This window comes from Streptomyces sp. NPDC051218 (genome assembly GCF_044455475.1).
Taxonomy (GTDB): Bacteria; Actinomycetota; Actinomycetes; order Streptomycetales; family Streptomycetaceae; genus Streptomyces.
Map to the genome: position 1 here is coordinate 225,645 of NZ_JBITEU010000012.1, position 14,330 is coordinate 239,974.

A 14,330-nucleotide genomic window follows, 5' to 3' on the forward strand; every position below is an offset into this window, starting at 1 on the left:
CTCTCAACCCAGCAGGACGTCGTCGTCGCCGAGCTTCTTCAGCTCGCGATAGAGCAGAGCAAGACCGGTGACGATGGCGGCGGCGGAGACAGCAGCGTCGACGAGACGGAGCGTGTCGTTCTCCTTGCGGGCCAGCCTGGCCTGCTTGACGACCGAGATCGCGCCGAAGGCGGTTGCGCCCATCGACAGGTACGCGCCGGGCTTGGACTTCTTGAAGCCCTGGGCCTTGGCAGTCATGGGACTCATAGTGACGGTGCCTCCTCAAGCAGCGGGTGACCCCACCTTTCCACGAAGGCGGCCTCTACGGCGGCTCCCACCTTGTAAAGGCGGTCGTCCTTCATGGCGGGGGCGATGATCTGCAGTCCGACGGGCAGGCCGTCCTCCGGCGCGAGGCCGCAGGGCAGCGACATGGCGGCGTTGCCCGCCATGTTCGACGGGATGGTGCACACGTCCGCGAGGTACATCGCCATCGGGTCGTCGGCGCGCTCGCCGATCGGGAAGGCGGTGGTGGGCGTCGCGGGCGAGACGATCACGTCCACCTGCTCGAAGGCCTTCTCGAAGTCCTTCGTGATGAGCGTGCGGACCTTCTGGGCGCTTCCGTAGTACGCGTCGTAGTAGCCGGAGCTCAGGGCGTACGTGCCCAGGATGATGCGGCGCTTGACCTCGTCGCCGAAGCCCGCCTCGCGGGTGAGCGCGGTGACGTCCTCGGCGGACTTCGTGCCGTCGTCGCCGACCCGCAGGCCGTAACGCATGGCGTCGAAGCGCGCGAGGTTCGAGGAGCACTCGGACGGCGCGATCAGGTAGTACGCGGAGAGCGCCAGGTCGAAGGACGGGCAGTCCAGCTCGACGATCTCGGCGCCGAGCTCCTTCAGGAGCGTCACCGACTCCTGGAAGCGCTGGACGACACCGGCTTGGTAGCCCTCGCCCGCGAACTGCTTCACGACGCCGACGCGCAAGCCCTGTACGGAGCCGTTGCGCGCCGCCTCGACGACCGCGGGGACCGGGGCGTCGATGGACGTGGAGTCGAGCGGGTCGTGCCCGGCGATGACCTCGTGCAGGAGGGCCGCGTCCAGGACCGTGCGGGCGCAGGGACCACCCTGGTCGAGGGAGGACGAGAACGCCACCATGCCGTAGCGCGAGACGCCGCCGTAGGTGGGCTTGACGCCGACCGTGCCGGTGACGGCCGCGGGCTGGCGGATGGAGCCGCCGGTGTCCGTGCCGATGGCCAGCGGGGCCTCGTACGAGGCGAGGGCGGCGGAGGAGCCGCCGCCGGAGCCGCCGGGGATGCGGGTGAGGTCCCAGGGGTTGCCGGTGGGGCCGTACGCGCTGTTCTCGGTGGAGGACCCCATGGCGAACTCGTCCATGTTGGTCTTGCCGAGGATGACGACGTCGGCGGCCTTCAGGCGCTGGGTGACCGTCGCGTCGTACGGCGGGATCCAGCCCTCGAGGATCTTCGAGCCGACCGTGGTCGGCACGCCCTCGGTGGTGAAGATGTCCTTGAGCGCGAGCGGGACGCCGGCCAGCGGGCCGAGCTTCTCGCCGTTCTCCCGCTTGGCGTCGACGGCGCGGGCCTGCGCGATGGCGCCCTCGCGGTCGACGTGCAGGAAGGCGTGCACCTTCTCGTCGACAGCCTCGATGCGCGCGAGGTGGGCCTCGGTGACCTCGACGGCCGTCAGCTCGCCGGATGCGACCTTCGCGGCGATCTCGGCGGCGGTGAGCCTGATGATGTCGGTCTTGCTGTCCGTCATGGTGGTTAGTCCTCCCCCAGGATCTGCGGCACCTTGAAACGCTGCTGCTCTTGGGCCGGGGCTCCGGAGAGAGCCTGCTCGGGGGTGAGCGACGGACGGACCTCGTCCGCGCGCATGACGTTCGTCAGCGGCAGCGGGTGGGAGGTCGGCGGTACGTCTTGGTCGGCGACCTCGGAGACGCGGGCGACCGCGCCGATGATGTCGTCGAGCTGTCCGGCGAAGTGGTCGAGCTCCTCGTCCTTCAGCTCAAGACGTGCTAGGCGGGCGAGGTGGGCGACCTCCTCGCGCGTAATGCCAGGCATGCGGCGATCCTCTGGGGGTGAGTGTGTGGTGTGTGGCCCCAATCCTATGGGGCCACACCCCGTGCGCGTGAAACGCATTCCCTCCGCGGGAGCCCGGCCGCCTCCCCACGGGCCCCGCGGGCCCGCGGCCCGGCTACTTCGCGATGTCGGCGCCGGCCTCGGCGGCAGCCGCGGCGGCCGCCTCCTCGGCCGCGACGTCCACCGGCCTGCGCCACCCGCGAGAACCCCGGGCCCGCAGCCAGGCCGTGGTCTCGTCCGGCGGCATCGCGGCGGCGACCAGCCAGCCCTGCACCGCGTCGCACCCCAGGTCGCGCAACCGCTCCCACGTCTCGTCGTCCTCGACACCTTCGGCGACGACGAGCAGGCCGAGGGAGTGCGCGAGGTCGACCGTGCAGCGGACGATCTCCGCGTCCTCGTTGTCCACGGCCAGGCGTGCCACGAACGAACGGTCGATCTTCAGTTCGCTCACCGGCAGCCGCCGCAGGTGGACCAGGGACGAGTACCCCGTCCCGAAGTCGTCGAGCGACATCTTCACTCCGTGGCCGGTCAGCCCTGCCAGCGTGTCCGCGGCCCGCTGCGGGTCCTCCAGGAGGACGTGCTCCGTTATCTCCAGTTGGAGCGCTCCCGCGGGCACCCCGTGCCGGGCCAGGCGTGCGGCGACGGCGCCCGCGAAGCCGGGCGTGTGCACGTCACGCGGTGAGACGTTCACCGCGACGGGGACCTTGAGGCCCATCGCCTGCCACTTCGCCACCTGGCAGAGTGCCGTCTCCAGGACGTACTCCGTGAGGTGCGGCATGAGACCGGAGGACTCCGCGATGGCGATGAACTCGTCCGGTGGCACCCGTCCGCGCTCGGGATGCACCCACCGCACCAGCGCTTCGAGACCGGCGACCCGTCCGTCGAACTGGACCTTCGGCTGGTAGTGGAGCTCCACGTCACCGGCGTCGAGCGCGCGCCGCAGATCACCCAACAGGCCGAGGCGGTCCGGGGTGTTGGAGTCCCGCTTGGACTCGTACACCTCGACGCCCGTGCGGTCGCGCTTGGCCTGGTACATCGCGACGTCCGCCCGGCGCAGCAGGCCCTCGGCGTCCATGGCGTGGTCGGGGAAGACGGCGAGACCGGCGCTGGCCTCCAGGACCAGCGTCAGGCCGTCGAGGTCGAGGGGCGAGCCCAGGGCGGCGACCAGGGACCGTGCCACGCGGGTGGCGGACGTCGTGGAGTCGGCGACGGGCAGCAGGACGGCGAACTCGTCACCGCCGAGCCGCGCGGCCTCCGCACCGCGCGGCAGGGCGAGCCGCAGCCGGTCGGCGATCTGCAGCAGTAAACGGTCGCCCGCGAGGTGACCGAGGGTGTCGTTCACCGACCGGAAGCGGTCCATGTCGATCAGCATCAGGGCGGACCGCGCCCCGATCCGCTCGGCGTCGTCGAGGGCCGTCCAGGTCCGTTCGAGGAGCCACTGGCGGTTGGGCAGGCCGGTGAGCGGGTCGCGCAGCTGCTCCTCGGCCCTGGCCCGCGCGATCCACAGCGTCGAGTCGAGCGCGACGAGGGGGATCGCGAAGAGCGGCAGCAGGATGGGCGTAGAGGCCGCGACCACGCAGATCAGCGGGGCGATGCCGAGCAGCGCGACGCCGACGAGACCCTGCCGGACCAGGGCCGTGCGGGTGACGGTGGGCAGGGCTCCGGTGCGCGGCGCGTGGACGTACCAGAGCAGGACGCGGGTGACCACGAGGTAAGCGGCGGCGGCTAGGGCCACTTCGGGGGCGGAGTACAGGTCCCAGGTCTCGGGCAGCCAGGGCGACTCCGTCGTCGGGGCGGTGCCGAACGCGGCCATGGCGAGCGCGCCCGCGCCGATGCCGAGGATGTCGACCGCGCCGTGCAGGATGCCCTGGCGCCAGCGGTGGCGGCGCGCGATGCCGACGAGGACGACGACGGTGAGGCTGACCATTCCGGCGGGCACCCAGCCGTACAGCAGGAGCACGGCGACGGTCAGCGCGCCGCCCGATCCCGTGCCGCCCCACCAGCGGTCGCGGCCGAGCGCGACGAGGTGGCCGACGATGAGGCCCGTGAGGACGGCGAGGGACCAGCCGACGGTGCCGGAGGGAAACAGCGCGCCCCGGCCGGTGAACGCGTGGAAGAAGCCCGTGCCGAGCACCACCGCGGCGATCGCCACGACGACAACCGGAAGCACCGGCCAGGGGTCGCGCTCGCCGGACGCGTCGTCCGGGCCGTGTGCCTCGGCGCCGCGCCACAGCGGCCTGCGCCGTCCCTCGCCCCCGGCCTGGGTGGAGCAGGGCCCCGCGTCCCGGCCGCCCGAGGTCTCGCCCACGCCGAGTTCCTGTGTGCCGTACCCGCCGACGGTGCTCCATGCGCGTTCGCGTCGCTCAACTGCGGTGCTCGGGGCGGGGCGCAGGCTCTCGGCTTCGCGTGCTTCGCGTGCCTCCCGTGCCGCTCTGCGGCCGCTGAGCCACGCGCCCGGTCCGCGCCCCAGGCGCGCGCGCAGCCGGGAGTCCGGTGCGGCGCTCTCGGTCGGTTCCATTCCCGTCCCTCTCACAGCCGGCGGTGCCCACGCCACGCGGACTCGCTCCAGAAGTCAGCCGCGTCTGAAACTCCTTCCCCGTGCTCCCGGTGAGCAGGGGATACCCCAATCGCAGCGGGGCACGGCAGGCGCACACCTCAACAGTAGGCCGCAGAAGGCTTCTACGGGCAGCGGTCCACAACGGTTGCCCGAATGCGACCCGGCCACCCGTATGCATCTGGTATGCGCTGAACGGGTGGCCTTCAACCGCTACTCCTCGGTCGGAAGCGCGACTTCCGCTGCCGCGTCCGGTCCCTGTTCCAGCAGGACGGCGAAGCCTTCCTCGTTGAGAACCGGAACCTTCAGCTGCATCGCCTTGTCGTACTTCGAGCCGGGATTGTCACCCACAACTACGAAAGCTGTCTTCTTCGAAACGGAACCGGTCACCTTTGCGCCCCGGCTCTGCAACGCATCTTTTGCGCCATCCCGCGTGTGGTGCTCAAGCGTTCCGGTCACGACGACGGTGAGGCCTTCGAGGGGCCGCGGCCCCTCGTCCTCCCCTCCGCCCTCTTCCTCCATGCGGACCCCCGCCTCGCGCCACTTACGCAGGATCTCCCGGTGCCACTCCTCCTCGAACCACTGCTTCAGGGATGCGGCGATGGTCGGTCCGACGCCCTCGACGGCGGCCAGTTCCTCCTCCGTTGCCTGCTCGATCCGCTCGATGGACCGGAACTCGCGGGCCAGCGCCTCGGCGGCGACCGGGCCCACATGACGGATGGACAGGCCTGTGATGACGCGCGCGAGGGGGCGCTCCTTGGCCGCCGCGATGTTCTCCAGCATGGACAGGGCGTTCTTCCTGGCCTCGCCCTGCTGGTTGGCGAAGACCGTGGCGATCTTCTCCTCGCCCGTCTTGGGGTCCCGCTTGGGCAGTCCGCTGTCCTGATCCAGTACGTACGCCTTGATGGGCAGGAGCCGCTCGATGGTGAGGTCGAAGATGTCGCCCTCGTCGAGGACCGGCGGCTCGGACGGTTCGAGGGGCTTGGTGAGGGCGGCTGCCGCCACATACCCGAAGTTCTCGATGTCCAGGCTCTTGCGGCCCGCCAGATAGAAGAGGCGCTCGCGCAACTGGGCGGGGCACGACCGGGCGTTGGGGCAGCGGAGGTCGATGTCGGCCTCCTTCATCGGCCGCAGCGCCGTCCCGCACTCGGGGCACTCGGCGGGCATCACGAACTCCCGCTCGGTGCCGTCGCGCAGGTCGACGACGGGGCCGAGGATCTCGGGGATGACGTCACCCGCCTTGCGCAGGACGACCGTGTCCCCGATGAAGACGCCCTTCTTCTTCACCACGTCCTGGTTGTGCAGGGTCGCGAACTCGACCTCGGAACCCGCGACCGTGACGGGCTCCACCTGCGCGTACGGCGTGACGCGGCCGGTGCGGCCGACGCCGACGCGGATGTTCACCAGCTTGGTGTTGACCTCCTCGGGGGCGTACTTCCAGGCGATCGCCCAGCGAGGGGCGCGCGAGGTCGAGCCGAGGCGGCCCTGGAGCGGGATCTCGTCCAGCTTCACGACGACGCCGTCGATCTCGTGCGCCACGGAGTGGCGGTTCTCGCCGAAGTACGTGATGAAGTCCCGTACACCGTCGAGGCCTTGGACCACCTTGTTGTGCTGGGCGGTGGGCAGGCCCCACGCGTGCAGCAGCTCATAGGCGTGGCTGAGGCAGTCGATGTCGAAGCCCTCACGGGCGCCGATGCCGTGCACCACCATGTGCAGCGGGCGCGTCGCGGTCACCCGCGGGTCCTTCTGGCGCAGTGAACCCGCCGCCGCGTTGCGCGGGTTGGCGAAGGGCTTGTCGCCGGCCTCCACCAGACGGGCGTTCAGCTCCTCGAACTTCTCCATCGGGAAGAAGACCTCGCCGCGGATCTCGACGAGGGCGGGGATCTTGTCGCCCTTGAGGCGGACCGGGATGTCCGCGATGGTGCGGACGTTCGGTGTGATGTCCTCGCCGGTGCGGCCGTCGCCACGCGTGGCCGCGCGCGTGAGCTTGCCGTCCTCGTACGTGAGGTTCACGGCGAGGCCGTCGACCTTCAGTTCGCACAGGAAGTGGTGGTCGGTGGTGCCGACCTCCTTGCCGACGCGGTCGGCCCAGGCGGCCAGCTCCTCGTCGTCGAAGGCGTTGTCCAGGGAGAGCATCCGCTCGCGGTGCTGGACCGAGGTGAACTCCGTCTCGTACGCCCCGGAGACCTTCTGGGTCGGCGAATCGGGCGTGCGCAGCTCGGAGTACTCCTCCTCCAGGGCCTCCAGCGAGCGAAGGAGCTTGTCGAACTCGGCGTCACTGACGACCGGTTGGTCGTTCACGTAGTACCGGAAGCGGTGCTCCTCGATCTGTTCGGCCAGCTGGGCGTGCTGATCCCGTGCCTCGGCGGGCACAGAGCCTTGCTGTTCGACAGCCACCGTTTCGTCCTCCCGTTACGTCATACCCAATTACTCAGGGTTGTCCGCGAGTGATCTCGCCGCCCTGGCGCAGTGGGCGAGCACCGCGCGTGCGTACGCGGGAGAAGCTCCCGCGAGCCCGCACGACGGAGTGACCACGACCGACTCCGCGAGAGACCCCGGATTCAGCCCCAGCCTGCGCCACAACGTCCTGACACCCATGACGCTACCGGCAGGGTCTGACAATGGTCCTTCCTCGCCCGCCACGACACCGGCGAAGAGCTTCGTGCCGCCCTCGACGGCCTCACCGATCGCCTCGTCGTCACGCTCGGTGAGCAGCGAGAAGTCGAACGAGATCGCGTCGGCGCCGGCCCGGCGAAGGAGTGCGAACGGCACGTCCGGCGCGCAGGAGTGCACGACGGAAGCCCCGTCGTGCACGCCGAGCACCTCCCGCAGGGTGCTCTCCACGAGCTGCCGGTCCACGGCGCGGTGGGTGCGGTACTCGCTCGCGGTCTTGATGTGCCCGCGCAGCACGGCGATGAGCGAGGGCTCGTCGAGCTGGAGCACGATCTGGGCGCCGGGGATGCGGCGGCGTACGTCCGCGAGATGGGCGCGCAGGCCTTCGGCGAGCGATCCCGCCAGGTCACGGCAGGCGCCGGGGTCGGAGAGCGCGGCCTCGCCGTTCCTCAGCTCCAGGGCGGCGGCCAGGGTCCACGGCCCGACGGCCTGCACCTTGACCGGTCCCTCGTACCCCTGGGTGAACTCCTCCAGGGCGTCGAGGTCCTCGCCGAGCCACGCCTTGGCGCGGCGCGTGTCCCGTCCCGGCCGGTCGCCGATCCGCCAGCCGCTGGGCTCCACGCGCGCGTAGAGCTCGACCAGCATTCCGGCGGTCCGTCCGATCATGTCGGCGCCGGGCCCTCGCGCGGGCAGCTCGGCCAGATACGGGAAGTCGTCGAAGCTGCCGGTGACGGTCTTCGCGGCCTCGCGGGCGTCGCCGCCCGGCATGGACCCGATGCCGGTGGCCGGGCCCCACATGAACGCGTTCACTGTCCGGGCCGCACCGTCAGGTCGTTGACCTCCGCGTCGCGCGGCAGGTCGAGTGCCATCAGGATCGTCGTGGCGACCGACTCCGGGTCGATGAAGCGGGAGGGGTCGTACTCCTTGCCCTCCTGCTGGTGGACCTTGGCCTGCATCGCGCTCGCCGTGCGGCCGGGGTAGACGGAGGTGACGCGGACGCCTTCCGCGTGCTCCTCGGCGCGCAGGGAGTCGGCGAGCGCCTTCAGGCCGTGTTTGGAGGCAGCGTAGGCGGACCAGTCGGCGTGGGCGCTCAGGCCCGCGCCCGAGTTGACGAAGACCACGTGGCCCTGGGCGGCGCGGAGTTGGGGCAGGAAGTGGCGGGTGAGCTCGGCGGGGGCGATGAGGTTGACGTTGAGCTGGTGGCGCCAGGACTTGGGGGTGAGCTCGCCGACCCGGCCCAGATCGACCACGCCCGCGATGTGGAGCAGGGAGTCCACCCGGTCGGGCAGCGACTGGTGGCCGAACGCCCAGGAGAGCTTGTCGGGGTCGGAGAGGTCGCCCACGAGCGTCTTGGACCCGGGGAACTGCGCGGCGAGTTCCTTGGCCCGGCCCGCGTCCCGTGCGTGCAGGACGAGGGCGTCGCCCCGTGCGTGGAGGCGGCGGGCGACGGCCGCGCCGATGCCGGAGCCGGCCCCGGTGATCACATGTGTTGCCATGCGCCCATCGTCGCACCCCGGCGGATGCGGATCAGCGCGTGCCCATGCTCTCCTCCAGGTAGGCGAGGGCGCCGACCGGCTCCTCGGCGAAGAAGACGAGGCCGGTCAGCGGCACGGGCAGGAAGCCCTCGTCCTCCATGCGCTTGAACTGCTCCTTCAGGCCGTCGTAGAAGCCCGCCGAGTTGAGCAGGACCACCGGCTTGGTGTGCTTGCCGTGCTTCTTCAGTTCAAGGATCTCGGTGGCCTCGTCCAGCGTGCCCGTGCCGCCGACCATGATCACGATCGCGTCGGACTTCTCCAGGAGCAGCGCCTTGCGCTCGGCGAGGTCGCGCGCGATCACCATCTCGTCGGGCGCGGTCACGGTCCGGGCCTTGGCGGCGAGGAAGTCCACCGAGACGCCGAGGAGGCCGCCGCCCGCCTCGTGCACGCCGTCGGCGACGACCTTCATCAGGCCGCTCTCCGAACCGCCCCACACCAGGGTGTGGCCGCCCTTGCCGAGCAGCTCGGCGAACTCGCGCGCGGGGCGGGTGTAGCGCTCGGGGAGGTCGGCCGCGGAGAGGAAGACACAGATGTTCATGGCATCACCGTACGATCCGGCACAGACTGGGTGGGACGCGGCCGTCCACAGAAGGAGACCCCTGTGACCGCAGGACACAAGATCACCGTCGAGCAGGGCACCGACACCGTACGGGTGGTGCACGAGGGCCAGGTGGTGGCCGAAAGCAGCCGCCCGCTGCTGCTGCGTGAGACGGGCTACCCGGTGCGCTACTACCTCCCCCCGCAGGACGTACGCACCAGCCTCCTGACGCCCTCGGACACGACGACGTACTGCCCGTTCAAGGGAACGGCCTCCTACTGGTCGCTGCCGGACGCGAAGGACGCCGTGTGGGGCTACCCGGAGCCGAAGGAGGCCGTGGCCGAGATCAAGGACCACTTCTGCTTCTACGAAGTAGAAGCAGTGTGAGGCACGTCCTAAGGGCCTAGACCGCGGCCGTGGCCCTCTCCGTCGTCGCGATCGTCGCCGAGCCGACCACGCGTGTGCCGTCGTAGAGGACGATCGCCTGGCCGGGGGCCACGCCGCGTACCGGCTCGTCGAAGGAGACGGTCAGGGTGCCGTCCACGAGTTCGGCCGTCACCTCCGTCTCGCCGCCGTGCGCCCGCAGCTGCGCCGTGTATGTGCCGGGACCGGAGGGAGCCGCTCCGCACCAGCGGGGCTTGATCGCTGTCAGGCCCGAGACGTCGAGGGCGGCCGCCGGGCCGACCGTCACGGTGTTGTTCACCGGGGAGATGTCCAGGACGTAGCGCGGCTTGCCGTCGGGGGCCGGGGTGCCGATCCGCAGGCCCTTGCGCTGGCCGATGGTGTAGCCGAACGCCCCCTCGTGGGTGCCGAGCTTGTTGCCGTCAGCGTCGACGATGTCGCCCTCCGCCTTGCCGATGCGGTCCGCGAGGAAACCCTGGGTGTCGCCGTCGGCGATGAAGCAGATGTCGTGGCTGTCGGGCTTCTTCGCCACGGCGAGGCCGCGCTCCTCGGCCTCCGCGCGGATCTCCTCCTTGGTGGTGAGCGTGTCACCGAGGGGGAACATGGCGTGGGCGAGCTGGCGGTCGTCCAGGACCCCGAGGACGTAGCTCTGGTCCTTGGCCATGTCCGACGCGCGGTGCAGCTCGCGCGTGCCGTCGTCGTTCACGACCACCGTGGCGTAGTGACCGGTGACGACCGCGTCGAAGCCGAGCGCGAGGGCCTTGTCCAGGAGCGCCGCGAACTTGATCTTCTCGTTGCAGCGCAGGCACGGGTTGGGGGTGCGCCCCGCCTCGTACTCGGCGATGAAGTCCTCGACCACGTCCTCGCGGAACCGCTCCGCCAGGTCCCAGACGTAGAACGGGATGCCGATGACGTCCGCGGCGCGGCGGGCGTCGCGGGAGTCCTCGATGGTGCAACAGCCTCGCGCGCCCGTGCGGAACGACTGCGGGTTCGCCGAGAGTGCGAGGTGCACTCCGGTCACGTCGTGCCCTGCTTCGGCGGCGCGCGCGGCGGCGACGGCGGAGTCCACGCCGCCCGACATGGCGGCGAGTACGCGAAGGGGGCGGGGGCGCTGCGGGGTCCGGTTCTCAGTCATAGCTCTAACAGGGTACGGGCCCGCGGGAACCAGCCGCCCATGAGTAAGCGTTGACGATCACATGGGGGAAGAACAGGACTCGACGGCGGAGCAGGGGCGGGGGCGCAGGGGCGTCAACCGCAGGACGCTCCTGATCGGCGGAGCGGCCGCGGCGGTCGGCACGGCCGTGCTCGCATCGGACGAGCTGGGCCGCCTGTGGTGGCGGCTGCCCGGCGTCGTCAAGAAGCGCAAGGAGGGCGAGGTCGACGCCAAGGGAGCCCAGTGGACGGCTGCCTCCGACTACAACTGGCGCCGCGCGGACCGCCCCGACGACTACGAGATCGACATGGTGGTCATCCACGTCGTGCAGGGCGGGTACGCCACGGCGCTCAGGGTCTTCAAGGACCCGGCGCACGGCGCTGCGGCGCACTACGTGGTGCGCAAGGACGGGCACGTGGCACAGATGATCCGCGAGCTGGACGTGGCGTTCCACGCGGGGAACAAGAGCTACAACGAACGGAGCATCGGCATCGAGCACGAGGGCTTCGTCGACAAGAAGTCCTCGTTCACCGACGCGATGTACGAGTCGTCGGCGCGGCTGACGGCAGGCATATGTGAGCGGTACGACATCCCGGTGGACCGGGAGCACATCGTCGGGCACGTGGAGGTGCCGGGCACGGACCACACGGACCCGGGTCCGCACTGGGACTGGGACCGGTATCTGGAACTCGTCGGAAAGGCGCGCGCAGCCCTCAAGTGAGGTGACAGGTGACCTACCGAAGGTGCACCGGCAGCGACTCCACCCCGTACACGATGGACAGCTTGCGGAAGTCGAGCTCCTCGGGGGCGACGGCGAGCCGCATCCCGGGGAAGCGCCTCACCAGGGCCGGGTAGGCGGCGCGCAGCTCCATGCGGGCCAGTTCGGCGCCGATGCAGCGGTGGATGCCCCAGCCGAAGGCGAGGTGGCCCGAGGCCTTGCGGTGCGGGTCGAAACCGCCGCCGTCGGGGGTGTACTTGGCGTCGCGGTTGCCGCCGCTCAGGGAGCACAGGACCAGGTCACCCTTGGGTATGCGCACCCCGGCTATCTCGATGTCCTCGCGGGCGAACCGCGGGAAGGCCACCTGCACGACGGTGAGGTAGCGCAGCGCCTCCTCCACGAAGGGGGCGGCCGCGGCGTCGTCGTCACGCAGCCGCGCGGCGGTCTCGGGGTGCTGGAGCAGGAGCAGCGAGCCGAGGGCCACCATGCTCGCGGTGGTCTCGAAGCCGCCGGTGAGGACGCCGTCGGCGAGGCCGGCGAGCTCCTCGTCATCGACCGTGTCGCCGTGCTCCTTCACGATCATGCCGAGCAGTCCGTCGCCCGGGTTCTCCCGCTGCTTCTTGACCACGTCGCGAAAGTAGGAGAGCGAGGCGGATATCGCCCCGAAGGGAGCGGTCGCCCCGCCGAAGAGGTCGAAGCGCTCCATGGCCAGCTGCTGGAAGTCGTGGCGGTCCTCGTACGGGACGCCGAGCAGTTCGCAGATCGTCAGCGAGGGGATCGGCAGCGCGAAGGCCTGCACGAGGTCGACGGGCCCGTCAGTGGCCTCCATCGCGTCGAGCCGCTCCTCGACGATGGCCTCGATCCGGGGCGTGAGGCGGCGCAGCCTGCGCATCGTGAACTCGGGCGTGAGGATGCGGCGCAGATGCGTGTGGACCGGGGGGTCGCTGAAGCCGAGGCCGCCGGGGTGGTGGTCGTCGACCACACCGGCGTTGCCCGCGAGGTTCGTGAAGTCGTTGCTGAAGCCGTCCGTCGCGCCGAGCACGGCCTTGACCTCGTCATAGCCGGTGACCACCCAGGCGTCCATGCCGAACGGCAGCGGCACCTTCGATATCGGCTGCTCCGTCTGGTTCTCGGTGAGCCGGGCCACCGGGTCGAGCCCGTCGCGGCGCATCGGCGCGAGCAGCGGCTCGGGCAGTCGCGAGATCGCCGACGCACTGATCCCGTTCTTCTGGATCCGGGAGAGGTACAAGCGTCCGAGCCGCGCGGTGATGCGAGAGCGGAGGTTCGCCTTCAATGTGAACTCCATGAGGGGTTGTCGTGCAGCCCCGATGAGGGGGGTGTCGTGCAGCCCCGAACGCGCGGAGCGGACTCGCGAGCGGCAAGCATAGATCGGCGGACTGTGGGCCTTGCAGCCCGCTCCTGCGCCTGTCCGCCCTATAGCGGCCGAAACCGGCATCAACACCGGGCGGGATCAGCGCAGTCCGGCGTTAGCTGCGTCACCTACCTGCATAAACCGGGACCAACGTCAGCGCCCCGGACTCAGCTCAGGCCCGCCGTCCGCGCCCGTTCCACCGCCGGGCCGATGGCCTCGGCCACCGCGGCCACGTCCGCCCGCGTCGAGGTGTGCCCGAGGGAGAAGCGGAGCGTGCCGCGGGCCAGGTCGGGGTCGGTGCCGGTGGCGAGCAGGACGTGGCTCGGCTGGGCCACGCCCGCCGTGCACGCCGAGCCGGTGGAGCACTCGATGCCCTGGGCGTCGAGCAGCAGCAGGAGGGAATCCCCCTCGCAGCCGGGGAAGGTGAAGTGCGCGTTCGCGGGCAGCCGGCCGTCCGGGTCTCCCCCGAGGATCGCCGCGGGGACCGCCGCGCGCACGGCGGAGACCAGATCGTCCCGCAGGGCGCCGATCTCCCGGGCGAACCACTCACGCTGCCCCGCGGCATGCTTGCCCGCCACGGCGAACGCCGCGATCGCGGGCACGTCCAGCGTCCCGGAGCGCACATGACGCTCCTGCCCGCCGCCGTGCAGGACGGGCACGGGGCTGTACTCACGGCCGAGGAGCAGCGCCCCGATGCCGTAAGGACCGCCGATCTTGTGCCCGGAGACGGTCATCGCGGCGAGCCCGGACGCACCGAAGTCGACGGGCAGCTGACCGAAGGCCTGTACCGCGTCGGCGTGCAGCGGGATGCCGAACTCCCCGGCCACGTCGGCCAGTTCACGGATCGGCTGGATGGTGCCGATCTCGTTGTTGGCCCACATGACGGTGGCGAGTGCGACGTCGTCGGGGTTGCGCTCGATGGCCTCGCGCAGCGCGTCGGGGTGCACGCGGCCGTACGCGTCGACGGGGAGGTACTCGACGGTGGCGCCTTCGTGTTCGCCGAGCCAGTGCACGGCGTCGAGGACGGCGTGGTGCTCGACGGGGCTCGCGAGAACCCGGGTCCGCGCGGGCTCGGCGTCGCGCCGCGCCCAGTACAGGCCCTTCACGGCGAGGTTGTCGGCCTCCGTGCCGCCCGCGGTGAAGACGGTCTCGCTGGGGCGCGCGCCGAGCGACTCGGCGAGCGTCTCGCGGGCCTCCTCGACGGTGCGTCGCGCCCGGCGCCCCGCGGCGTGCAGTGAGGAGGCGTTGCCGGTGACGGCGAGCTGGGCGGTCATCGCCGCGATCGCCTCCGGGAGCATCGGAGTGGTCGCTGCGTGGTCGAGGTAGGCCATGGTGGACACGATTCTACGAGCCCCGAGGGGCCCCGCGTCCAAGCGG

12 protein-coding genes and 1 pseudogene are annotated in these 14,330 nt (G+C 70.9%); 2 read left to right on the forward strand and 11 right to left on the reverse strand.

All coding sequences use genetic code 11. The features are described 5' to 3' along the window. Positions 1–3: 3 nt before the first annotated feature. The 8 genes and pseudogenes from ACIBCK_RS33145 to ACIBCK_RS33180 form a co-directional block, all read right to left on the reverse strand. Positions 4–246 (reverse strand): hypothetical protein, encoded by a 243-nt coding sequence (locus ACIBCK_RS33145; RefSeq protein WP_399396243.1) that lies wholly within the window; start codon positions 244–246, stop codon positions 4–6. Beyond that, positions 243–1,748: an Asp-tRNA(Asn)/Glu-tRNA(Gln) amidotransferase subunit GatA gene (gene gatA / locus ACIBCK_RS33150; RefSeq protein WP_399396245.1), complete on the reverse strand. Its 1,506-nt coding sequence runs from the start codon at positions 1,746–1,748 to the stop codon at positions 243–245. Before gatA ends, ACIBCK_RS33145 begins: the two co-directional genes overlap by 4 nt. A 5-nt stretch (positions 1,749–1,753) precedes the next feature. Then, entirely contained in the window at positions 1,754–2,050 is a 297-nt protein-coding gene (gene gatC / locus ACIBCK_RS33155) for an Asp-tRNA(Asn)/Glu-tRNA(Gln) amidotransferase subunit GatC (protein WP_016642027.1), read from the reverse strand. 133 nt (positions 2,051–2,183) lie between these two features. Beyond that, a pseudogene (locus ACIBCK_RS33160) lies at positions 2,184–4,586 on the reverse strand (putative bifunctional diguanylate cyclase/phosphodiesterase). A gap of 249 nt (positions 4,587–4,835) precedes the next feature. Continuing rightward, a complete protein-coding gene (ligA, locus tag ACIBCK_RS33165; RefSeq protein ID WP_399396246.1) occupies positions 4,836–7,019 on the reverse strand; it encodes an NAD-dependent DNA ligase LigA in 2,184 nt (727 codons plus the stop codon). Between the two features lie 30 nt (positions 7,020–7,049). Then, positions 7,050–8,033 (reverse strand): methionine synthase, encoded by a 984-nt coding sequence (locus ACIBCK_RS33170; protein WP_399396339.1) that lies wholly within the window; start codon positions 8,031–8,033, stop codon positions 7,050–7,052. Positions 8,034–8,041: 8 nt separating this feature from the next. Next, positions 8,042–8,731, reverse strand: coding sequence for an SDR family oxidoreductase (locus ACIBCK_RS33175; RefSeq protein ID WP_399396248.1), 690 nt, complete (start codon positions 8,729–8,731; stop codon positions 8,042–8,044). Positions 8,732–8,762: 31 nt separating this feature from the next. Next, positions 8,763–9,308, reverse strand: a complete 546-nt coding sequence (locus ACIBCK_RS33180; protein ID WP_399396249.1) for a TIGR00730 family Rossman fold protein — start codon at positions 9,306–9,308, stop codon at positions 8,763–8,765. Between the two features lie 63 nt (positions 9,309–9,371). On the opposite strand from ACIBCK_RS33180, the gene ACIBCK_RS33185 reads away from it, so the two are divergent. Then, on the forward strand, positions 9,372–9,695 hold the full coding sequence (locus ACIBCK_RS33185) for a DUF427 domain-containing protein (RefSeq protein WP_367045109.1): 324 nt from the start codon (positions 9,372–9,374) through the stop codon (positions 9,693–9,695). Between the two features lie 16 nt (positions 9,696–9,711). Here ACIBCK_RS33185 and mnmA read toward each other — a convergent pair whose 3' ends face one another. Further along, entirely contained in the window at positions 9,712–10,845 is a 1,134-nt protein-coding gene (gene mnmA / locus ACIBCK_RS33190; protein WP_399396250.1) for a tRNA 2-thiouridine(34) synthase MnmA, read from the reverse strand. Between the two features lie 61 nt (positions 10,846–10,906). On the opposite strand from mnmA, the gene ACIBCK_RS33195 reads away from it, so the two are divergent. After that, positions 10,907–11,584 (forward strand): N-acetylmuramoyl-L-alanine amidase, encoded by a 678-nt coding sequence (locus ACIBCK_RS33195; protein ID WP_399396252.1) that lies wholly within the window; start codon positions 10,907–10,909, stop codon positions 11,582–11,584. 13 nt (positions 11,585–11,597) lie between these two features. Here ACIBCK_RS33195 and ACIBCK_RS33200 read toward each other — a convergent pair whose 3' ends face one another. Both ACIBCK_RS33200 and ACIBCK_RS33205 read right to left on the reverse strand, forming a co-directional pair. Beyond that, positions 11,598–12,887, reverse strand: coding sequence for a cytochrome P450 (locus ACIBCK_RS33200; protein ID WP_399396253.1), 1,290 nt, complete (start codon positions 12,885–12,887; stop codon positions 11,598–11,600). Positions 12,888–13,120: 233 nt separating this feature from the next. After that, positions 13,121–14,284 (reverse strand): cysteine desulfurase family protein, encoded by a 1,164-nt coding sequence (locus ACIBCK_RS33205; RefSeq protein ID WP_399396255.1) that lies wholly within the window; start codon positions 14,282–14,284, stop codon positions 13,121–13,123. Positions 14,285–14,330 lie beyond the last annotated feature (46 nt).